Raw genomic sequence first — 21554 nt, forward strand, 5'->3', positions numbered from 1 at the left:
CAGGCTTTGTCAATGCTTCTGGCGGTGTGGCGGTGGGCTTTAGAGGTGCTGTGTAACTGCCGATACAGGAAGAGATAAGTCCGAAGACTATGGTGTCGACAAACGGTCTTGGATATCGAACTACGATCATCCTTCCAAACGGAATGGTGGTTTTGAAAGACAGCTTGGATGAAGACTAAAGTATCAAATTCAGCCACCACCGATGGTATGGGCTCCAACTCGACGGCTATAGGCGAGGAGTTACTGAGGGGAATTCTCGAATCCACCGCCGATGGTATTCTGGCTGTGAACAGTGAGGGCAAGGCGACCCATCGGAACCGGCGCTTTGCCGAACTGTGGCGAATTCCCAAGGAGATACTGGAAACCGATGATGACAACAAGCTGATTGGCTTTGTGCTGGATCAGCTGGCCGATCCGGACGCCTTCGTGTCCAAAGTGAAAGAACTCTACGGCAGTTCGGCCGAGTCCTTTGATATTCTGGAATTCAAGGACGGACGTGTTTTCGAGCGTTTTTCCTGCCCGCTGTTCAACGCTGGTGAAGTCTCCGGTCGCGTTTGGAGTTTTCGCGATGTTACCGAACACAAGCGGGTGATCGAAGAGCTGCGCACTCAGGAAGCCCATCTGGCCGAGGCCCAGCAGGTTGCCCACATGGGGAGCTGGGAATATCTGATCCAATCCGACGAGCTAAAATGGTCACAGGAACTGGGTCGGGTATTCGGGCTGGACCCGAGCAATCTTATCGGCAATATCCGAACTTATATCAGTTCTGTTCATCCCGAGGACCGCTCGCGCGTGCTCAGAGAAGGTGTCGCGGAGCTTAAAGCGGCTCGTCCGATAGACCTCGTTTTCAGAATTCAGAAAGCCAACGGACAAATCCGGTTTGTTCACCAAAACGGCGTGGTGTCACAAGACAAAGATGGCAAAGTCAGCCGTGTCTATGGTACTATCCATGATATCACCGAACGGCACCGGATGGACGAAGCGAGAAGGTTGGTGTCTTTGATCTCGGAGGAAGCGGCCGAAGGTGATCTGGAAACACTGTTGGGCAAAATCTGTACGCGCCTGGGTGACATAATCGACACGACCAATTTTTATGTCGCTCTTTATGATTCTGAGACAGACACATATTCGTTCCCATTCAGCAAGGACTTGTACGACGGCACCGATTTCGCGCCGGCCCAACTACGCAAGAGCCTGACCGACTACGTGCGCAGGACGGGTCATCCGATGTTGGTCGATGAAGAAGTTCACAATCGACTCAAGGAGGCGGGCGAGGTAGACCTGGTAGGCCATCCCTCACCGATCTGGTTGGGCGTGCCGGTTAAAGCTTCGGGGGAGACCAAGGGTGTGATGGTGGTCCAGCACTATACGGAGTCCAGTCGCTATGGCCGGGAAGACCTGGAACTGTTGGCCTACATTTCCGAATCGGTCGGTCGGGTAATCGAGCGCAACTTCGCCGCCGTGCAAAACCAGGACCTGCGGCGAAAGCTGGAGCGGGCCAAACGTATGGAGTCGTTGGGCATATTGGCCGGTGGTGTGGCCCATGATCTCAACAATATGTTGGGACCTATGGTCGGCTATCCGGAATTGGTGCTCAAAAAACTACCCGACGACTCGCCGGTAAGAAAACAGGTCGAGCGAATCGGTCGGGCCGCCAAGGATGCCGCCGATGTTATTCAGGACCTGCTCACGATGGCTCGACGCGGGCGCTTTGAGACAACCGGCACTCAGATTAACGAGGTTATCGCAGAGTACCTCGATTCGCCCAGCTATCGAAAACTGGCTGCCGCCCGAACGGATGTGAAAGTTCAACTGAGTCTTAGTGAAGATACCGAGTCTATCCAGGGTTCGGCTCCACACCTCTCAAAAGTCTTCATGAATCTAATAGTAAACGCTTTCGATGCCATGCCGAACGGTGGCACGCTGAGCATCGAGACCTCGCAGGAATATTTGAGCAAGCTGCACGGCGGTCATGACCGGCTTCCGCCGCAGTATTATGTCATCATGCGTGTCCGCGACACCGGAACCGGCATCGGTGAAGAAGACCTGGGACGCATCTTCGAGCCGTACTATTCAAAGAAAGAAATGGGCAGTTCCGGGAGTGGTTTGGGATTGTCGATCGTGTACGGCATCGTGAAAGACCACAAAGGATACTACGACGTCTTCTCAAAACTGGGTAAAGGTACTGAGTTTGTGTTGTACTTCCCGGTGGCTTCAGGCGAGCGGCAGAATCCGGTGGCTGGTGACAAGTCGACTTCGACCGGTGATGAGTCCATTCTCGTCGTTGATGATTCGGCGGAGCAGCGTGACCTGGCCAAGGTCCTGCTTTCGCATCTCGGTTACACCGTTACCACGGTTGTGCACGGTCATGCCGCTGTTGAGTATTTGAGTAGGCACCGGGCGCATTTGGTGGTTATGGATATGATCATGGAACCCGGCTTCGACGGGCTTGACACCTATCGCGAGATCATCAAATCAAACCCGGGGCAGAAAGCGATAATTGTGTCCGGTTATTCGGCTACCGAGCGGGTCAGCGCCATGCAGGCCCTCGGCGCCGGAAAGTACGTGCGCAAACCGTACACACAGACCGATCTCGGCCTGGCCGTCCGTGACGAACTGGATCGCGCGGGTTGATATGACGGTGTGATTGCAGGCCGACTGTATCGCCTCTGCTACTCGTCCACACAGTTTTCAATCTTCCCTCCTGGGTTTGCCGAAGCGTCCACCTGCTCATGGTGATTGACAATAGGCTCCGAATCTGTATTATGCTAGGGTCAACTTTTCAAGATGGGCGAGGTTACACGTTCGAAGTATGGAAAGCCAGTGACACGAAATCTACCGACCAATCGCTACCGGCTTTCGGAATATCGTTTCACCCAGCGCGAGGACCGGGCGTGGGCGTTGGAACTCCCAACGTTGTACGCAGAGTTGTTTGAACGGCAGGAACCAGCCCTTTTCATGAAGGCTCAAAACGGATGGCAGGTGGCCAATGAGACGGACGGCCTGAGAGTTTGCTTGTGCAAGTTCTCAGACGAAGAGGTTCTCCAGGTGCGGAATTTCCTGGCCGATTTCGGTCAGTGGGTCGTCCTTGGTCGCGGCCGCCGCTTACAGCCGTTCTTTACAGATGAATTGGACCTGTGTGTGGCGCTTGATCTCAATGCCGACTCGCCCGATGACATGTCACGTTTTGAACGCACACCGATCGGCCAGTTGGAATACCGGGCCAAGTATGAAGAGTCCGAGCGGGCGATGGCTATCATCGCCGAACACATGCACCGTCTGCTAAAGCGGATATATCGTGGGCTGCCCAGGGCGCGATCCTTGTTGACGTACATTCCTTCAAGCGCCCGTAAACGGTATGACCTGCCCAAAGAGCTGGTCGGGCTGCTTGCAGAAAAACTCAAAGTGGCGCCGCTTTCCGACAGGCCGACAGAGGTTGTGCATCCCCTTCTCACCACCGACAAACCAAATCTCAAAAACCTACCGCTTTCCGACAAGATAGCTATTTGGGAAGAGCTTCTAAAGTCGCAGGCTATCGAGTTCGCAACGGAGGTACAAGGTCGGACCGTGGTAGTGATCGATGATCTGTATCAGTCGGGTGTCACGATCTGGTCGTTCGCCGGGTATCTCAAGGCGATAGGGGCAGCTCAGGTGATCGGACTGGTTTGTGTGAAATCCTGTCGCGACACGGACAATTTATGAACGCAGGCACTATCGTTCTTAAGCTAATGCAAACCGAGGGGATCGGAGCTCGGACTATTCTGCGCATCCTGCGGGCGGCTGTGGAGGTCCGGTGTGATCTGGAGGACTTGCTGAAAAGCGAAGAGTCCGACCTGTTTGAACGTTTCCGTATTCCCGATGATCTGGTAAAGAGATTGGGGCCGGACACTGCGGAGGCTACCAATCTGCTTGAAGAACTGTGCGAACATGATGTCCGACTGGTAATGTATGCAACCGATGATTATCCCATGCAGTTGGCACAGACTCTCGAGGACGCAGCTCCGCCGGCCTTGTTTGTCTATGGCAACATGGAGTTGTTGAAGCAGCCGACCCTGGCCGTTTGTGGATCTCGCGATGTATCCTCAGAAGGTCACGAGAAGACCAGCCAACTGGTAGGTTATGTGGCGGGACTCGACATCAATGTCATCAGTGGCGCCGCGGCCGGTGTCGACCAGGTGGCACACAACGCAGCTTTCATGGCCGGGGGTGTAACCACGATAGTACTGCCGGCGGGAATTCTCAGCCTAAACATGACCGATCTGCTTGACGACGCTGTCCAGCATGACAAGCTCCTGGTAGTCTCAGAGTTTTATCCGCGGGCCAAATGGACGACATGGGGAGCCATGCAACGCAACAGTACTATTATCGCACTATCACAAGCCGTGCTGGCCGTGGAGCCGGGCCTGTCGGGAGGAACTTTCGAAGCAGCCAGGACAGCACTGAAACTTGGACGCCCATTGTACTTGTTGAAGAGTGGACGTGATGAGCGGGTGACCGATGGACATCGGTATTTTTTAAGAAAAGGTGCGACGGAAATCAGAATGCAAGACAAAGGTCTGGTCGATGCAGAACAGTTGATCGAGACCATCAGGCGCCGCCACCGATAAATCGCCCATAAATGGGTCCCTGGCGCTTCGCGGCCATAAATGGCTTTTTGCGCTCTGCTCATCCACCTCATGGTGAGCGGAGTCGAACCATGAATTTTCGGTGGATGTGGATAATTACCAAGCCCGTCGGGTGGCCGCCTCAAACCCTGTTTGGGGCGGGTAACAAGGACACCCCCAAACCGAGTTTGAGGGTGCCACCCAGTCGCACGGCGGTGGCTACGCGGCGGTCGGTCACATCCCGCCGGGGCATGACAGGGCCCACCGCAGCAGCCCGGACGGACGTATCAACGAGCCCGATGAATTGTCCGGGACTTTCATGGACCAGTTCAAACTTGCGAACCAAAGCCGTCTTGGCGGTTATAACAGCCAATGCCGTTCACCGTATCTCATCCAGCGATAGTTCTGCCGTTCAAACAACTCTGCCCACGATGGTTTTCGTTAAGTGGTTTAATAGCCGGTGCTATGTCGCCAGACCTGCTCTATTTCCTGATGTTGCAGACGCAGTATCGTGGCTTTAGTCATTCCTGGCTGGGGTTGCTTCTCTTTTGTCTACCGGCCGGGATGCTGTTTGCATATTGCTTTCATCGTTTCTTTAAGTATCAGGCCATTTACAATCTCCCCAGACCGTTCGATATCCGCTTGTCCGGTTTGGCCGAACAGAGTTTTCAGATCGGCAGCTTCGGCGGTTGGATGAAGCTCGCCTTGTCGGTTCTGCTGGGTACCTTGACACATTTCTTTTGGGATTCGTTTACACACCCGTGGGGAGAAATGGCGCAGATGTTTGAAGTTTTCTCAGAGGTGTTTACTTTGTGGGGAATCCAACGCCCTCTGTGCCGATGGCTTCAACACGTCAGCACGATCGCCGGTGCTGTCGTTATGCTGAGGTATGTCCTCAAAGGGTGTCTATTACCACCTCCGGCGGCGATGCGACCTACACGTTCTTCAGGCAGCAAGCTCCTGTTCTGGCTGGTCGGTGGTGTGGTGGCTACTCTCTTTGCCTGCCTGGTGGTTTACTGTTTCGATATCGTGTACGACCTGCAATTGAGGCAGGGTCACAATACAATCTCGGCCATGTCCAGCTTTGGGTTGGCCGGCTGGGCCGGGTTCTTCTACTATGTTTGCATCTATGGTATCCTGTCAAAACGACGAGCCGGTGGCATGGGCGAAACCATGTCGGACGAGTCGTGAGTCCGCCCTGACCACAATCTGAGAACTATCGGGTGTAGGGATTGTAGAAATCGTCGTTGGACAGAGGGATATCCTCGATGTAGACCTTGGTGGTCGGATGACCAGCATACCAAATATCCCAGGCGGCACGGGTGTAGGGCGGGCCGGTTAGCATACGACCGGCATACTCTCCGGCGATGCACCAAAGCACACATCCGCAGCCGGGCACAGCTGCGCCGACAGTGGCCGGATACCACATGCTTTCGGTTTCGTAGTCGAACAAGACAAACGTGTAATTGTACGTCCAACCGCTGGAGGCCAAAGTGAGAACCTGTCCGTCTATTTCTCGGTGGTACACGACCGCCAGGTTTTGCAGCGGTCAGTAAGTGGCGGCAATATGCACCGAGTCGATCTGGTCATCCACCACCTCGTTGGAGATAATGGCCAACAGTGAATAGGCGCGGGTCTCACCGTTCAGTACCAGACCCAGAACCGGAAAGGTACTGCCGGGCGACGGATAGCCGTCATCGCCCGGCGAGAGAAACTCCGGGTTGATAACGGGCGGGAAATGATACGGTCCCAAACCAAAATTGAAACTGTCGGGGTCCATGCCATAGTAATGAACGCCGTATGAAATATCCCACGGCTTGAGCGTCTGATCGACGATTATCACGGTGTCGATGATGCCGGGCTCGGCCTGCGGACAGTCAGGCGGTGTCGGCCCCGAGGTGAACATGAATTCGACCAGGAAAACCAGATCACCGATGTCGATAGAGCCGTCACCGGTCAGATCGGTCTCGCTCAGACAACTGGGCGCCGGTCCGCCCGAGAACATGTAGTCGACGAGGTAGATAAGGTCGGCGATATCGACACCGCCGCTCGGATCATGATCCACGTTGCCTGCATAGGGACCCAGGCAGCAGAGCCATTCAATCACGAAGGCGTCGGCGTAGTCATCGGCCGAGACCCACCGGCCGTCCATATCACCACGGATTTGCAAATAATCGGTACCATCCAACGGCACCGGATGTCCACTCAACCAGTTGCTGTACGACCAGGGCTCACCATTTACCCAGACCCAGGTTCCTTCGATGACGACATCGGTTCCCCCGATCCAGGCTGAATCGGTTTGACTGAGGAGCGCATTCATGGCCAGTTGCTCGGAGTGATCGGTGATAACGGCCAGCCGGGCTCCCATGTTGAGGGCTGAGTCGCGCGCTTGTATCCAGGTCAACGGTTCATCGAGGCGGATCAATTCGAACGTGGTGTCGGCGTTGGACCGAACGGTCGGAGCCAGGACAAGGAGCAAACAGCACCCGGCCACAACGGCGAGAAGTCTTTTAGGTGTCGACGGCTTTTGTAAACGGAGAATCCAGTTGGTCATGCGAATGTTGCTCTATTATCTCGGCGGCACTTCCGTGTTTGATGCCTGCTGTAACAAGTAGTACGACCACCACCCGGTAATGACTGAAACGCCCTGCCACTGCAAAATGTTCCCCCACCTCGCGCTTGTCAACTTGACAAATAACACCATGTTTCTATCTTATGGTATGATGTCATTCTGATACTACTGCACCTCGCAGTTCGATTGTGTCTCGCATTAGGAGGAACTCATGAATCTCAATAGATTGCAAACCGTCGGTCTTTGGCTTGCCCCATGCGTTGTTATATGTCTGTTGATGGGTGTAAGCGCCAGTGGCCAGATACCCCAACTTTTGAACTACCAGGGCCGTCTTACCACCGCCGGGACAGCGATTGACACGGTCGTTCCGATACTGTTCACTATCTATAACGACAGCTTGGGCGCCAATCCACTCTGGAGTGAAACGCACCCTGCCGTCAATGTCGAAAAGGGGCTCTTTGCAGTCATGTTGGGTTCGGTGACCAGCCTTCCGGACGGGCTTTTCGGCGACAGCACTCGCTATCTGGGCATAAGGATCGGCGATGACCCGGAGAGTGTGCCGCTCTCCAGGTTTGCATCGGTAGCCTATGCTTTCAAAGCGGTCCATACCGACACAGCTTCCTACGCCCATGCCACCGAAGGCAGCGGCTGGACGGATGACGGCGCTGTGGTCAGGCTGACCGCCAGTGGCGACAAAGTAGGCATCGGTACTTCCAGCCCGTTTTACCGCGTACATATCACCGGGTCGGAATCGTCACCGCTTTTGAATGTTGAGAAGACCGGTTCCGGACGTGGTATGCGTGTTTACACCACCAGTGCGTGCGCTATCTGGGTGGCCAACGGCGGCAACCATGGCCTGCGCGTCACTCATGCCAACGGTGACGGCGTGCATGTGACATCGGCTGGGGGTTACGCCGGCTGGTTTAACGGCAAAGGGTATTTCAGCGGCAATCTGGGTGTCGGCACTTTGACGCCAGGGGAGAAACTGGATGTCGTCGGCGGATCGATCCGCACCGACGGCCGGTTAATTTCTACGGTGGCTACCGGTACGCCGCCTTTGGATGTCCATAGTGAAACACAGGTAGCCAACCTGAACGCTGATATGCTGGATGGACACCACGCAGCCGATTTGGCCACCGCCGCTACGGAAACGGCAACAGTGGATAATTCAAGCGCGGTCAGTATTTCTTTTTCATCGGCAACTTTCACGACACCGCCGGATTTGTCTGCCACCGTCCTGGTGCTGTCCGGAACCTGCATCGGGTCGACAGCAAAAATCGTCAACCAGAGCGCTACCAGTGATGGTGCAACTTTGACCCTGCAGGGATTCAACGGCAGTGCATTCGTTGATTTGGCTGAATTCGACGAAGTTCAGGTTAGCTACACGGCCGTGCAGTAGGCTATGGATTGGCGCTGATTGGCAAACAGAAATCGACGTAATGCCAGACCTTTAGGTTTGCTTCAAAGGCGAGGGACAGCAAAAGGACTCCAGCAGATTGATCACAGCGCTCATATCCTGAGGGCGTTGGTCCGGACTCTTGGCGAGCATCCCGAGAACCGCGTCTTCGACGCTCTGCGTTATCCCGGGAATGATCTCAGCAAGACGGGTGGGCTGCTCGACAATGTGGCGTGCCAGTACGCTTGAGGTGTCGCCGCTAAACGGGACTTGTCCGGTGAGTAGTTGGTACAGCGTAATGCCCAATGCATAGACATCGGTTCGTGCATCGACCGAACCGCCGCTGCATTGCTCCGGGCTCATATAAGGAGGTGAGCCCAGCACGGAGCCTATCTGCGTGATATGGCTAGACTGGGTTAACTTGGCGATTCCGAAGTCTGATATCTTCGGCACCAAGTCGCCGGTCAGCAGGATATTGGCCGGTTTAAGATCTCTGTGAATAACCCCCTGGCTGTGGGCGTAGGCGAGTCCGCGAGCTGCTGGTATTATGATCGTCGCCGCCTCCGTAGCGGACAAGCGACCGCTGATTTGAAGGTGAGTCGCGAGATCACCGCCGTCCACGAATTCCAACACCATCCACAACCGACTACCAGTTTCAATGAAATCATGCACCTGTACGATATTGGGATGGGTAAGTCTTGCCAGCGCTTTGGCCTCTTGGCGGAATCGAGATGCATACTCATCGTCACCGGTCAATCGCACCGAGAGCTGTTTCATCGCTACCGTACGATCAAGAACACTATCGCGGCCACGATACACAACCCCCATCGCTCCCGCGCCCAGTTCCTTCCCCAGGCTGTAACGTCCCTCATGTCCTACACGAGATAGACTGTTTGTGTTGGTTGGAGTCGAGGTGGCAAGAGGGCCGGGTGGACTGTTTTCGCACAAGGTCCCACGCACGGAATCCACAGCCGTTTCCCCGACGGATAGATGGGGCGCCGACGCAGCTTCGAGTTTGTGCACTGTGGTTTTCAACGCAAGTTCCTGCTCCGGGTCTGTGGTACGAGCCAACGCCTGTCTGTAAAGTGCGAGGCTTCTCGTAGGATCACTTTCCAAGACGGCTGCTGCCTCACCAACCAGCCTTTTTGAGCGAGCTGTTGTTCTCAACACAGCGCCTGGAATGGACAGCCAGAAAAAGACAGCGACGGCGCCTACTGACGTTATCCAGAGAGCTGTTGTAAGCACCGAATCAGCGAACTGCCGAGCCGGGTCTTGTTTCTGTCTCTTGATCAGACCGAAGAACTTCTTGGATGTCTGCGGTGGAAAGACCATGCCGGTAGTGAAATCCACGATCTGTGGTGCGATAAACAGCAGGAACAGAATTGAGACTGCCAGGGCGATGTGCGCCCGATATGCCCTCAGCAAGACTTCGAGTATTACCGCCGGTTTGCGGACTACCTTACGAGCATCCGGAGCCACTTCACCAATCGCTCGATACAGTGCTCGCCAGAGTCGGGTTATTGGGTTGGTCAGATTAGGGGTCATCATAGCCATATACCCCCCTTTTCGGCAGAAAGCCGTCAGTGTTTATGATTGATCTAATACCGCTATCTTTAGGGATCTGTCTTCTGTCCGAAAGCGGCTTTGGTCAGGGCTGTTCAGATTTGGCTGAGTCTTCCGACAATACCTCTAAAGGGTGGCCGAGAACGTTTCGCGGAGAACCTATGAAACAGCCGGAAAACCGAGATTCCACAACCGTTGCCAACGAGCCTGAGCACAACCAACTTTCTCTGGAGGGAGATACCGATCTGGCCGAATCCAATCGCCGTCTCCAGGAAGAAATAGCCGACCGATGTCAGGCTGAAGCCGACCTGGCCATAGCCAATCAAATACTGGAGGCAAAACACCAGGAACTTCACGAGCGCAATGTTGCCCTGCAACAGGTACTGAGTCGTATCGAAGAAGAGAAAACAATGCTCGCCTTCCAGGTTCGGACCAATATAGACCGTCTGATCAAGCCAATCGTCAGGGCTCTTGAGGATAAGGCCGATCCGGTTGAAAAGCGTCAACTGCAATTGCTTGCCACCAGTCTGGAGCAGGCCACCAAGCCACTGGGTGACAAACTACAATCGATCTACGCCAGTCTGACGCCCCGTGAGGTGGAGATCAGCAACATGGTCAAGAACGGCCTGACTTCAAAACAAGCGGGTACACTGCTGGGTCTTTCTGAAGCCACTATCCGCAAGCACCGCCGAAATATCCGCAAAAAACTGGGTATAGCCAACCAACAGCAAAACCTCTCATCGTATCTGAAGACGCTCTGATTCGTCGCTCGAACAGACTACTTTGGCGTAGATCGGCTACGCCAAATGGGGGCTATAATAGACCCTCCTGCATAGGTTGATTTGGGCGATAATCCCAACAAAGGGAATTAGAGGCTAACCGTCCGTTTTTCGACACGAGGGAGGAAACGCATGTTGAAAAGACTCAAGGGGTACTTTCTCACCGCAGGCATTCTGATCCTGATGGCGGGATTGGTGGGACCGGCTTTCGCCGGCAACAAGTCCGGCTCTGATGCCGACCAGCTTATGAAGGAGCTGGACAAGCTGGAAGCCAGCCTGAAAGCCAAGGCCAACCAAAAGGCCGAGGCCAGGCAGGAACAACAGAACCAACTGGCCGAGAAACAGGCCGAATTGAAGAAGAAACTCAAACAAATCGCCAAACTTTCGCAGGACGACAGTATTGGCGAACAACAACTGGTCGATTTGATAACCGAAGTAAACGTGCTTCGCGAAGAGATCAAGCTGCTCTCGGCGCCGGCGGATGCTCAGCCGGACGAGCAGTTGGTATCCGCAGGTGAGCAGGATTTACTGCTGGCTTTCGATGGACCGACCGATCCGGAGCATGAAGCGGTCGGTGTCGAGGGTTTGGAAATCTCCGGATTCTTCGATGTCGTAAACACAGTTCAGACCTCAGCCGAAGACAAGAACCAGTTCGGCCTCGGTCAAGCCGAAATAGGACTGGCCAGTCCCTTGAGCGATCGGGCTGTAGCGGAATTGGCCGTTGCCTATAATGCCCATGACGGACTCTTTGAACTGGGCGTGGCTGTTTTGGACATTAACATGTATGAAGGTGAGCAGTTTGTTTCCTCGGTAAATATCGTTGCCGGACAGTTCGACGTCCCGTTTGGCATCGACCTGAACTACTATCCTTCGCCTGATCGCAAACTGGTCAGTGGTCCCATGGCTGTGGCCATGACACACGACGGCTGGAACGATCTTGGGTTCATCTTCAACGTAGAAGCTGCGGCGGGTAACTTGGTAGTTTACGCGGTCAACGGTTTTGAATCATCGGCTGAGGTGCTCGACGAAGTGGCCACTCTGGCCGCCGGTGAAGATGTATTCGAAGAGATCGACACCAGTCCGGCCAATGCCGTCGGTACCCGGATCGGGATCACGCCGGTCGAGGGTCTGGAAATCGGTGGCTCATTCGCCAACGGTTGGAACCTGTCGGGTCGTCCGGAGATGAGTTTGATGGGCGCCGACGTTCAATACTCGGTGGCCAGTCTCGATTTCAAAGGTGAGTACATCTCTCACACGGTTAACCGTTCAATCGCCAAGGAAACCAACAGTGGCTGGTATCTCCAGTCGACTTACAACTTCCCGCGCGCCTTCCTGACCGGACGGTATGGGTCTTTCCAGCCAGATGAAGGAGATGCCGTCGGACAGTATACGTTCGGCGCCGGGTATGCAGTGGTGGACGCCGTCGAACTGAGGTTTGAGACAATCGTGCACGACCACAGCGATGAGAACAGAAACACGTTGCAAATGGTGGCGAGTTTCTGAGACATGCTGAAAGTACACAAATAACAGAAGCTGAAACATAAAAGTGGGAGCAGGACAATGAAAATCGGACAGAAACTAATCGGAGCTTTCCTGGTCGTGGCCGTCCTTACATTGTGCGCGGGCGGCGTCGCCTACTGGGGTATCGGCCACATGACCGATGCAACCAACGATGCCAACACACGTTTGCATGACGCTATCGATGCCAACAAAGTCGCCTTCTGGACCATCAAACAGTACCAGAACCTGGCCGACCATGTCATTAACCATGAGGACGCAGCAATTGAGGAATTTGATCATTCTGCTGAGCAGATGGATCATTACCGTGATCGATTGGGCGAAGTCATAGACAACGAGCAGGAGCATGCCTGGTTTGCAGAACTGGTCAAAGCGGACGGCGAATTCGACGGTGTCTTTCGCGAGCAGATTATGCCGGAAGTAGCCTGGATCAAGGAAGAGCACATCAAGGAACTCGACGTCGAGGCTGATAAGTGGATAGGTGTTATTGATGAGATGGGCACCAAGATAGGTGAGTCGTTCTATGAAGAGTTCAATCAAGCGGTCAAGAACAATGACTCCAAGGAAATCGCCAGAGATGCAGAACTTCTGCTGGCCGCCGTGGAGATGCGTTACTGGACGATCAAACAGTACCAGGTTGCCGCAGATCTGATTATTAATCACAACCCGGACGCCATCGTTGAGTTCGGCAACGCCGTCGAACAGATGGACAAGTACCGTGACATCGTTCGGTCGGGGCTTGATCATGACGACGAAAAGGCATGGATGGCCGATCTGATGGTGGCCGATGAAGAGTTCGATGCTGTTTTCCACGAAGGTATCGTGCCGACGGTGGCCCGTATCATGGAAAACCGCATCATCCAGGCGGACGTCGCGGCCGATGAGAAGATGGCCATTATTGAAGAGAACACGGCCAACATTGTCGCTTCAATTGAAGAAGAAGCGGGTGAAGCGGTGGATGAATTCGTTTCTACCGCGTCAACAGTTACCATGACGGTTGTCATTGTCAGCCTGCTGTCGGTGGTGATCGGCATCAGTCTGGGCTTTTTCATCTCGCGCGGTATTTCCAAGCCGGTCGGGCAGATGGCCCGGATAGCCGACGGAATCTCCACCGGTGACATTGAGCACAACGTCGACCACAAGTCGAAGGACGAGGTGGGAGTGTTGGCTGATTCTTTCCGGAAACTGATTGACTATATGAAAGAACTCTCAGGTGCGGCCGAGACAATCGCCAAGAACGACCTCACCGTGCAGGTCGAACCCAAGTCGGACAAAGATGTACTTGGTAACTCGTTCAAAACGATGGTTGCCAACCTGACCGGCATGGTGCGCAAGTTGGGTGAGAACGCCAACCAGTTGGTCTCCGCGGCTACCGAGATCGCCTCGACTTCCGAGCAGATGTCGCGCGGCTCCAACGATCAGGCGCAGCAAGTGGGACAGGTATCTACTGCCATCGAAGAGATGAGCGCCACTATTGTAGAATCATCTCGTAACGCCGGCGAAGCTACCGAAGCCTCCAAGGGCGCCTCGGACAACGCTACCAGCGGTGGTCAGATTGTCAACGACACTATTCAGGGGATGCAGAAGATTGCCGACGTAGTCCGCGAGTCGGCCGACTCAATCGGCAAACTGGCCAAGTCGGCTGATCAGATTGGTGAGATCGTCGGTGTTATCGACGACATCGCCGACCAGACCAACCTGCTGGCTTTGAACGCTGCAATCGAAGCAGCCCGGGCCGGTGAGCAGGGTCGCGGCTTCGCGGTCGTGGCCGATGAAGTTCGCAAGCTGGCCGAACGAACCGGCAAAGCGACCGGCGAGATCACCGACATGATCAAAGGAATCCAATCCGAGACCGAAGAAGCAGTGGCCTCCATGGAGACCGGTGTTCAGGAAGTTGACAAGGGTCGTGAGCTGGCCGACAAGGCGGGCAACAGCCTGACTGAGATCGTGAATATGTCACAGCGCGTCATGGACATGATTCAACAGATCGCCACGGCTGCCGACGAGCAATCATCGGCCGCCGAACAGATCTCCAAGAATGTCGAAAACGTTTCATCGGTAACCAAAGAGACAGCAACCGGCGCCGAGCAGGCCGCGGCTGCTGCCGAACAGTTGAACAAAAACGCAGAAGGTCTCCAGCAGATCGTGGCACAGTTCCAGGTCACTGAGAATGCATAGCGTCCGTTAGCAACTTTTCGATCTTTCGCTGCAAACCAAAGCGGGTGGACATTTCCCCACCCGCTTTTTTTGCGATAGGGCCGCGGGTGCTGGGTGCAGCGGTTCTTCTTTCTTGACCCCAATGCTTTGTCGCACCAATATGCGGCATGTCTACGTCGGGATTTCAAAAGATCAAAGAACCAGAGTCAGACATTCCAGGATCGTTGCCGTCCTTTTGGGGAGCCTCGCGTCGTGAACGAATACTGGTGACACTGATTGTTGTCGCTGTATCTGTGCTCTTGTATTTTGGCTGGCGGATGATGTGGTTTCTGACCGATGATGCTTTCATCGCTTTTCGATACGTCAGCAACAGTCTTCTCGGCCACGGCTATGTCTGGAACGCACCGCCGTTCAGACCGGTTGAGGGATACACCAGTTTTCTCTGGGTTGCTTTGCTTGATATTGTATGGCGGCTGTTCGATGTAGAGCCGCCGCGCTCAGCCAATATCATGTCGTTGTTGTGTGCTTTGGGTTCTCTCATGGTTGTATCGATGGCCGTGCTGCGAATGAAACTTACGGCCGGTCTTAGTCGTTTTCGGCTTTGGTTCTTGACCCTTATCCTGATTGGTATTGTCACCAACCGGACCTTTCTCACCTGGAGCAGTTCCGGACTGGAGACAGCCCTTTTTAATCTGACTCTGTTGTCGTGGGTTGTGGTAACACTTTTCGGTGCGCCCGACAGACATCATCGCTTGTTTTTCATGACCACAACGGCGGCTCTGGTATATTTGTCCCGCCCGGACGGTATCCTGGTTGTCCTCAGCACCTGCTTGTTATTGCTCTTTTCGCTACCCAGGGTCATCAGAAAAGGCCGGTTTGATTTCAGATGGTTGCTGTCGATCACATCTCTGCTGATCGTTCCGATCCATTTGGCCTGGCGCAGATTGACATACGGAGAATGGTTGCCGAACAGTTATTTTGCCAAACATGTAGCAGCCTGGCCGGAAAGCGGTGTACGTTATCTGGCCTCGTTTGTGCTCGAACAGGGTCTCTGGGTCTATCTCCTGGTTTTGGTCACAGTGGGGTATCTGAGGCTTAAGAGACCAAGCGACCGACGCCAAGACCATGGCTCCATCTCAAGACCATCGGTTGAGGCCCGGATTGTCATCGCGACGTTGCTGTTGCACCTGGCTTACTACACTTTCATAATAGGTGGCGACCATTTCGAATATCGTGTCTACAGCTATCTGGTACCGTTGATTTTCCTGTCGCTGTTGTCGTCGGTAAATTCCGGAGGTTTCAGAAGAATGACAGCCGTCGCATGTTTCGTGCTCGTCATTTTGGTATCATTCCCCATTGCGTGGACCCATTGGTCGCTTACCAGAGAGTTTGACAGCCGCCGGCAGGCCCATATCATGACCGTGCCGGTGCACCCCAGTTTTCCTACGGGCTTACAATGGTATGCGAAACCATTCGACCATCTACAAGCCTGGCTAATCGAGCGGCATGTTTGTATGCGTCGTCAGGAGCATAAGTTGTTCTATGAGTATCAGACACGGCGATATCCATCTCGCGATGCAGGAGAAAAGGTCCACCCGGGAGAATATCCGGTGATGGCGCTGACTATGGTCGGTGTGGCGGGCTGGGTGTTTCCGCACGTTAACATTATCGATGAGTATGGACTCAACGATTATGTCATCGCTCGGCACCCGCCGGTTGATCGCCCGCATCGCTTGATGGCCCATGATCGCCAGGCGCCGCCCGGCTACGTGGAGGCGTTTGAACCCAACCTGATCGTGGCCGCCGATGAACAGATTGCTCGATATCCCCGCCGATCAGAGTTGACCGCGCAAAAGATCAGGGATACCGAAAGGTACTACTGGGAACTGGTGAACCGGGACCGGGAGTAGCTATGCCAGGTGATCCGGGACCTTTCGACTTATCCACTTCACTGTTGTGTTGGGTCTTGATCCACCGCCGTAGGCGGGTTCGCTTCCAATGACGGGGTATGTGGCTCTCTTCAAGACTCCCGTGGTCGGATGAGCTATCCTATTAGGTGCTATTCTCCCAAAGCTGAACCGGCGAACGATCTCATGTCCGGGTATTCAAAGTCCGGGATGGCTTCGGCCTCGGGAGTGGCGCCGGAGCCTGTCTGGTCGTGGCGTCGGTTGATCCAAACCGTGGTCAACCCGACTTTTTGGGCAGGAACGATGTCATGATACAAACTCTGCGCTACGTGTAGAATTCGTTCGGGCGCAAGTCCGAGTCGTTCGATGGTGTAGTGGAAGTTATTTATCGATGGTTTGTATGAACCTATCTGCTGTGCAGTGAAGACGAAATCAAACTCGATTCCCAAGCGTGCGGCCGATGCTGCAAACAGGTCATCGTCAATATTCGACAGGACGGCCAACTTGTAGACTGACTGCAACCGGCGTAAGGCCTCTGGCGAATCCTCAAAAGGCGGCCATGAGGTCACGGATTCGGCGAACACATCCAGTTGTTGCTCGGTCGGCTTGAAATCGTATTGCTTGCCGAAACCTTCAAGTACACGGCGTAGAATCTCACGGTAGGTTTGATACGGACCGTCCTCCGCCTCTGCTTCGAGGGTGGCGTATTTTTGAAGCAGTTCGTCGCGATTGAGATTCAAGCGGTGCGATGCCAGTATTGGTACCAGAGAGGCGTTTATGCCTTGTTCCCAATCGATCAGGGTTCCGTAGCAGTCGAAGGTCAGGATTTCAAAGTCTGAGAGTTTTCGCATATAGTCTCTCACCTGCTTAATGTGAGCTTGCCGCGTCGTCTCACCTGACGGCGGAGTCTCCTCGCAATGACGGCCATTGCAGTTTATCCGGCACCACTGAGAGTCGTCACAGCCAACTGTCCCGCCCGCCGGGCCGCTTCGAGATAATCAGGGTGGTCGTTGACCTCTCCCTTCTTATTCACACCTTTGGCCACAATCGTGGCAACGAGTTCAGTCTTGGTATATTCGAGAGTATCCTTAAGCATACCGACAGTGTGACGTGCAGTGGCATCTTTGTTGTCCTCAAGCGGCACGACGACAATGGCCCGTTTGCTTGCAAAGTCCACATACTGACGCGAACCGTACCAGCGATCAATGAACGCCTTCAACCAGGCGGTCGGCCCCCAGAAGTATACCGGTGTACCGAGTACCCAGATGTCCGAGTCGTTCATTCGGTCCAACACCTGCCCCAGGTCGTCGTCAACGATACAATGTCCTTTTGTCTTGCAACCTTCGCATGCTGTGCAGGGGGCAATTGTCAGCTTGCTCAAGTGTACTTTTTCGACCGAGGCGCCTTCGTTGGCGGCGGCGTTCAGGACTTCGTCGACCAGCAGATCGGTATTGCCGCCTGGTCTGGGTGAACCAACGATTCCCAATACACGTCGTGGCGTGGGTTTTTCTGTTGTCATCTTCTTCCTCACCTGTTCGGTGCCTTCTTTTGTGTTTGTAGTGCCGGCTAAGTCCCCGCCTCCAAAAGAGTCCTTAAGTTTCTGGCCAGTCGCGACAGATTCTTCGTAAATGGGAACTCGGCAAGAGCAACTTTCTTGGCCTGTGGCAGTCGGCTGAAGTCTTTGTTATCTACCAGCAACTGCGTCTCGCCGGCGGTAAACATGATGCGCGCGTCAACCGTTTGAGGTATCTTTCTGTTGACCGGACAAACGTCCTGACACTTTAGGCAGCCAACCAGACAGTGATGCCATGATGGATCAATCCACCTCGGGAACTCCCGGTTGCTTTCGTTGTGATAGGTCAGACAGCGCTCGGCTGAGATCAGGAAGCGGTCTTCGGTGATGGCATCGGTAGGACAGCCCTTAAGACAGGCTTTGCAGTCGTTGCAAATGGGCATCACTTGGGCGGGTTGCCAGTTGTCCTGGGCGCATGGCAGATCACTGAAGAACGGAATCAGTCGGTGATAGCTCCCCAGGCCGTCCACATAGGATATGTTGTTTTTGCCGTACCGAGCCAAGCCGCTACGAACAGCCAGCAGCTTTTCCGGGACCCAGGCCGACTTGATCAGGTAACCATGAGGTGTCAGCACAGACCTGAGCAACTTACTTACATCGTGGTCGATTTGGTGCGAGTAAGTTGGGGGGATGGCTACCTGGTGCGATTTTCCCTTCCATTGAAAGGTCATCGCCGAGTGCGGGTGCGGCACGGCCACGATGATAATCGACTGGGTGTCAGCCGGGCCGGATGAATGGTCGAAGTCGAACTCGGACAGTTCTTCCGCGTAGAGTCGACCGTCTATCTCCTGGCTGTCTCGTCGATCATGCAATTCGGTTTTCAGTTCCTCCAGGCGTTGAACTCGGACAACAGTTCCGTGCCAGCCGCGCTGATGCAGTTCGTCACATATCACTCTCCAAGGACGGGATGGCTTTGTCGGTCTATCAGCCATTTCAACTCCTGAATCTGGGTATTGGCACAACCGGCGGTTCCACGAACTTAACGGCGCCGTTGGTCGGTTGCGCGGCGCGTGCTTTTGACCGGATGATCATAAACACAGCCAGGATTACGATAACCGAACAGAAGAAGGTCCAACCGCTCAGCGCCTCTCCCGCCACAAGAGCACCCAAAACGAGTGCTATTACCGGGTTTACGAAGGCGTAGGTGGCGACTTTCGACGGTGTCGATGCGCCTATCAGCCAGATGTAAACGGCAAAGGCGCCCGATCCAACTGTGATCAGGTAAGTCAGGGCCATCCAGGACTCAAGCGTGGTGGCGCCGACGTCATAAGAATTAAACTCTCCGGTCAAGGCTGAGGCCAGCAGAAGAACGCCGCCACCGACGAGCATCTGCATCGACGCCCCCAGCAGTTTTGACGATGGCTGTTCGGCGTGTCGAGAGTACACCGACCCGATGGCCCAGGACATGGTGGCCAGAACAATCAGCAGAGCGCCGAATTTATCGATCTCACCGACCCCTCCGATATCGGTTGGGTTGATCAGCAGGGCGACGCCAAAGAATCCCAACCCCAAGCCCGCAACCACCAAGCGGCGCGGTTTGATACCATTGGGACGTAACCAGTCGACCAGCACGATCCACATGGGAACCATGGCCACCAGCAAGGCGGTCAACCCAGATGGTACCGTTGTTTCTGCCCACGTTACCAGGCCGGTACCCCCGGCGGCCAACAGAGTACCGATAACCGATGCCGTCCACCAGTGTTTTGGACTGGGCGCCGCCACACCTCGAGCCCGCATCCATGTATACATAATCAATCCACCAACCATGAACCGAATACCGGCCATCATGAACGGCGGTATACTGCCCACGCCCAGGCGGATAGCGAGATAGGTAGACCCCCAGATTATGTATATGGCGGCAAAACCAAGGGCGATCTTGAATTTCATGTGTTCTGACATAGTCTACCTCCAAAGCAGGATACGAGTATCCTCTCTGAGATTTCAAGCAACTGGGTGGCACCCTCAAACCGGTTTTGGGGGTGGCGATAAATAGCTCTCTTGCGCTACGCGGCTTGTGATTCCATCAAGCAGTGCATGGGGCAGTGTGCGCGTAGCGCCATGAACAGGCTTGCCTGCTTGCCTGTCAGTTCGCGCTATTTACCGGCAGGGACACGCTTTCCTTGACCGTTTCCAGCACCACACTGGTGCGGCTGGAGCGGACGCTGCCTATGGTTCCGATCTTTTCACGCAGCAGTCTGCCCAGCTCTTCATTGCTGTCACACCGCAGTTTGACCAGATAGCAGTCTTCGCCGGCAATGTGATGTACTTCCAGAACTTCGGGAATGTCGGTCAAGCATTCGGCCGCACAGATTTCACCCGGACGCTCATCGGTGCGAATGAAGACAAAAGCTGTCACCCGATAGCCGACCTGGCGACCGTCGAGGTGAGCATGATATCCTTTGATAATCTTGCGTTTTTCCAGCTTGCGGATTCTCTCGAGAATACCCGACGGGGCCAGTTCGAGTTGGCGGGCGATTTCCGCATTGGTCGTTCTGCCGTTTTCCTGTAGAATCGACAGGATTTGGCGATCTGTATCGTCGATCATATTCATAATACCTCCATACGCAGAATATACTTCATTGTTCCAGAAAAACAAGGGAAAAAATGAATATTATTCTGAGAAAACAAAGATATTGTGACTTTTCGTTAAGCAAACTGGACAATCATGTAGTAATCGTCGCATTTTCGTTGCTTTTCAGGTCGATGCCACCTGGCCATACGACTGACTGCGGCAAGCCGTTATCCATAGAGCCGGCAAATTGGCCGATGGCCGATAGATGTGGTCTGGTTGGCTCAAACCTACCTGGGTTTGATTCTCCGGGCAATCACAAGTCCGGTTACAGCCCATATAACGGCGGTCTCCAGTGACGCTAACAAGACGGTCCGGGTTATTTCCTGCGCAGTCAGAGCAGTCAGCCAATGACCACTGGTCGACAGGAACAGCCCCAACCCACCAAGGAGTCCGGACAGCAGGATTTCCTTGCTCAAAACGATCTCACTTTCCAATTGTAAACCAGTCAGTCTTTGATTTCTGTTACAGAAATGAACGCGAAACGTTGCCGTTCGAACGCTAACCGCGATGGGATCGACCTTAGAGCATCGTGAACGATTATTCGGTCGAAGCCGGAATGCGGTCATCGCATTTGCCTTATTGGCTTGCTGTGAACCAATTTTTCGCTTGACGCGCGATGCGATGGACCATAGATTAGCCGTCTAGCAATTGTCACGTCCAGTCGATCTCAAAGCGTTCGGGCGGGAAAAGCCGGACATGTCCAAGTGCAGCAGCAGGGTCCGCATTTTATGGTGGTAGTTAGAAGCATCTGTTTCACGACGGGAGAAGGCTCGGTTGAATCCGTCTAATACACAGCTAATCAGAATTATATTGACCTAAAAAGACAGGGCCTTCGGGCCTTGAGCCTCTAAACCTTTAACCCTACTCACTGGAGGTGAGACAATGATCTATTTGATCGAGCCCACCCCTACAA

15 protein-coding genes and 1 pseudogene are annotated in these 21554 nt (G+C 54.2%); 9 read left to right on the plus strand and 7 right to left on the minus strand.

Features of this window, described 5'->3' with window-relative positions; genetic code table 11:
* The first annotated feature begins 168 nt into the window (after window positions 1–168).
* The 4 genes from OEV49_08905 to OEV49_08920 all read left to right on the plus strand — a co-directional run bounded on the left by OEV49_08905 (window position 169) and on the right by OEV49_08920 (window position 5795).
* Window positions 169–2634: an ATP-binding protein gene (locus tag OEV49_08905; protein MDH3891190.1), complete on the plus strand. Its 2466-nt coding sequence runs from the start codon at window positions 169–171 to the stop codon at window positions 2632–2634.
* 189 nt (window positions 2635–2823) lie between these two features.
* Window positions 2824–3702, plus strand: a complete 879-nt coding sequence (locus OEV49_08910; GenBank protein ID MDH3891191.1) for a hypothetical protein — start codon at window positions 2824–2826, stop codon at window positions 3700–3702.
* On the plus strand, window positions 3699–4607 hold the full coding sequence (locus OEV49_08915; protein ID MDH3891192.1) for a DNA-processing protein DprA: 909 nt from the start codon (window positions 3699–3701) through the stop codon (window positions 4605–4607). The genes OEV49_08910 and OEV49_08915 overlap by 4 nt, the downstream gene beginning before the upstream one ends.
* A 369-nt stretch (window positions 4608–4976) precedes the next feature.
* Window positions 4977–5795 (plus strand): DUF4184 family protein, encoded by an 819-nt coding sequence (locus OEV49_08920; protein ID MDH3891193.1) that lies wholly within the window; start codon window positions 4977–4979, stop codon window positions 5793–5795.
* Window positions 5796–5820: 25 nt separating this feature from the next.
* On the opposite strand, the pseudogene OEV49_08925 reads toward OEV49_08920, so the two are convergent.
* Window positions 5821–7158 (minus strand): annotated as a pseudogene (locus tag OEV49_08925) (DUF3179 domain-containing protein).
* A 229-nt stretch (window positions 7159–7387) separates the two neighbouring features.
* Here OEV49_08925 and OEV49_08930 point away from each other — a divergent pair.
* Entirely contained in the window at window positions 7388–8575 is a 1188-nt protein-coding gene (locus tag OEV49_08930) for a hypothetical protein (protein ID MDH3891194.1), read from the plus strand.
* A 51-nt stretch (window positions 8576–8626) separates the two neighbouring features.
* Here OEV49_08930 and OEV49_08935 read toward each other — a convergent pair whose 3' ends face one another.
* Entirely contained in the window at window positions 8627–10126 is a 1500-nt protein-coding gene (locus tag OEV49_08935) for a serine/threonine protein kinase (protein MDH3891195.1), read from the minus strand.
* A 170-nt stretch (window positions 10127–10296) separates the two neighbouring features.
* On the opposite strand from OEV49_08935, the gene OEV49_08940 reads away from it, so the two are divergent.
* The 4 genes from OEV49_08940 to OEV49_08955 all read left to right on the plus strand — a co-directional run bounded on the left by OEV49_08940 (window position 10297) and on the right by OEV49_08955 (window position 16499).
* On the plus strand, window positions 10297–10896 hold the full coding sequence (locus OEV49_08940; GenBank protein ID MDH3891196.1) for a LuxR C-terminal-related transcriptional regulator: 600 nt from the start codon (window positions 10297–10299) through the stop codon (window positions 10894–10896).
* 150 nt (window positions 10897–11046) lie between these two features.
* Entirely contained in the window at window positions 11047–12417 is a 1371-nt protein-coding gene (locus OEV49_08945) for a hypothetical protein (protein MDH3891197.1), read from the plus strand.
* A 57-nt stretch (window positions 12418–12474) separates the two neighbouring features.
* Entirely contained in the window at window positions 12475–14610 is a 2136-nt protein-coding gene (locus tag OEV49_08950; protein ID MDH3891198.1) for a methyl-accepting chemotaxis protein, read from the plus strand.
* Between the two features lie 245 nt (window positions 14611–14855).
* On the plus strand, window positions 14856–16499 hold the full coding sequence (locus OEV49_08955; protein MDH3891199.1) for a hypothetical protein: 1644 nt from the start codon (window positions 14856–14858) through the stop codon (window positions 16497–16499).
* Window positions 16500–16648: 149 nt separating this feature from the next.
* Here the strand turns inward: OEV49_08955 and OEV49_08960 are convergent, their stop codons facing one another.
* The 5 genes from OEV49_08960 to OEV49_08980 form a co-directional block, all read right to left on the minus strand.
* The gene (locus OEV49_08960) at window positions 16649–17347 is read right to left on the minus strand and encodes a haloacid dehalogenase type II (GenBank protein ID MDH3891200.1); all 699 of its coding nucleotides are present in this window, start codon (window positions 17345–17347) and stop codon (window positions 16649–16651) included.
* Between the two features lie 83 nt (window positions 17348–17430).
* Complete coding sequence (locus OEV49_08965) at window positions 17431–18015, minus strand: flavodoxin family protein (protein MDH3891201.1); 585 nt, start codon at window positions 18013–18015, stop codon at window positions 17431–17433.
* 47 nt (window positions 18016–18062) lie between these two features.
* A complete protein-coding gene (locus OEV49_08970) occupies window positions 18063–19001 on the minus strand; it encodes a FeS-binding protein (protein MDH3891202.1) in 939 nt (312 codons plus the stop codon).
* A 1-nt stretch (window position 19002) separates the two neighbouring features.
* Window positions 19003–19968 carry an EamA family transporter gene (locus tag OEV49_08975; protein ID MDH3891203.1) on the minus strand — a complete coding sequence of 322 codons (966 nt, stop codon included), beginning with the start codon at window positions 19966–19968 and terminating at the stop codon, window positions 19003–19005.
* Window positions 19969–20152: 184 nt separating this feature from the next.
* Entirely contained in the window at window positions 20153–20620 is a 468-nt protein-coding gene (locus tag OEV49_08980; GenBank protein ID MDH3891204.1) for an Lrp/AsnC family transcriptional regulator, read from the minus strand.
* Window positions 20621–21554 lie beyond the last annotated feature (934 nt).

This window comes from Candidatus Zixiibacteriota bacterium, from assembly GCA_029860345.1.
GTDB lineage: Bacteria > Zixibacteria > MSB-5A5 > GN15 > FEB-12 > JAJRTA01.

Bases quoted from the DNA above. Each gene is read 5' to 3' on its own strand.
- OEV49_08905 (MDH3891190.1), top strand. From the start codon at position 169: ATGAAGACTAAAGTATCAAATTCAGCCACCACCGATGGTATGGGCTCC.
- OEV49_08915 (MDH3891192.1), top strand. From the start codon at position 3,699: ATGAACGCAGGCACTATCGTTCTTAAGCTAATGCAAACCGAGGGGATC.
- OEV49_08920 (MDH3891193.1), top strand. From the start codon at position 4,977: ATGCCGTTCACCGTATCTCATCCAGCGATAGTTCTGCCGTTCAAACAA.
- OEV49_08930 (MDH3891194.1), top strand. From the start codon at position 7,388: ATGAATCTCAATAGATTGCAAACCGTCGGTCTTTGGCTTGCCCCATGC.
- OEV49_08935 (MDH3891195.1), bottom strand. From the start codon at position 10,126: ATGGCTATGATGACCCCTAATCTGACCAACCCAATAACCCGACTCTGG.
- OEV49_08940 (MDH3891196.1), top strand. From the start codon at position 10,297: ATGAAACAGCCGGAAAACCGAGATTCCACAACCGTTGCCAACGAGCCT.
- OEV49_08945 (MDH3891197.1), top strand. From the start codon at position 11,047: ATGTTGAAAAGACTCAAGGGGTACTTTCTCACCGCAGGCATTCTGATC.
- OEV49_08950 (MDH3891198.1), top strand. From the start codon at position 12,475: ATGAAAATCGGACAGAAACTAATCGGAGCTTTCCTGGTCGTGGCCGTC.
- OEV49_08960 (MDH3891200.1), bottom strand. From the start codon at position 17,347: ATGCGAAAACTCTCAGACTTTGAAATCCTGACCTTCGACTGCTACGGA.
- OEV49_08965 (MDH3891201.1), bottom strand. From the start codon at position 18,015: ATGACAACAGAAAAACCCACGCCACGACGTGTATTGGGAATCGTTGGT.
- OEV49_08970 (MDH3891202.1), bottom strand. From the start codon at position 19,001: ATGGCTGATAGACCGACAAAGCCATCCCGTCCTTGGAGAGTGATATGT.
- OEV49_08975 (MDH3891203.1), bottom strand. From the start codon at position 19,968: ATGTCAGAACACATGAAATTCAAGATCGCCCTTGGTTTTGCCGCCATA.
- OEV49_08980 (MDH3891204.1), bottom strand. From the start codon at position 20,620: ATGAATATGATCGACGATACAGATCGCCAAATCCTGTCGATTCTACAG.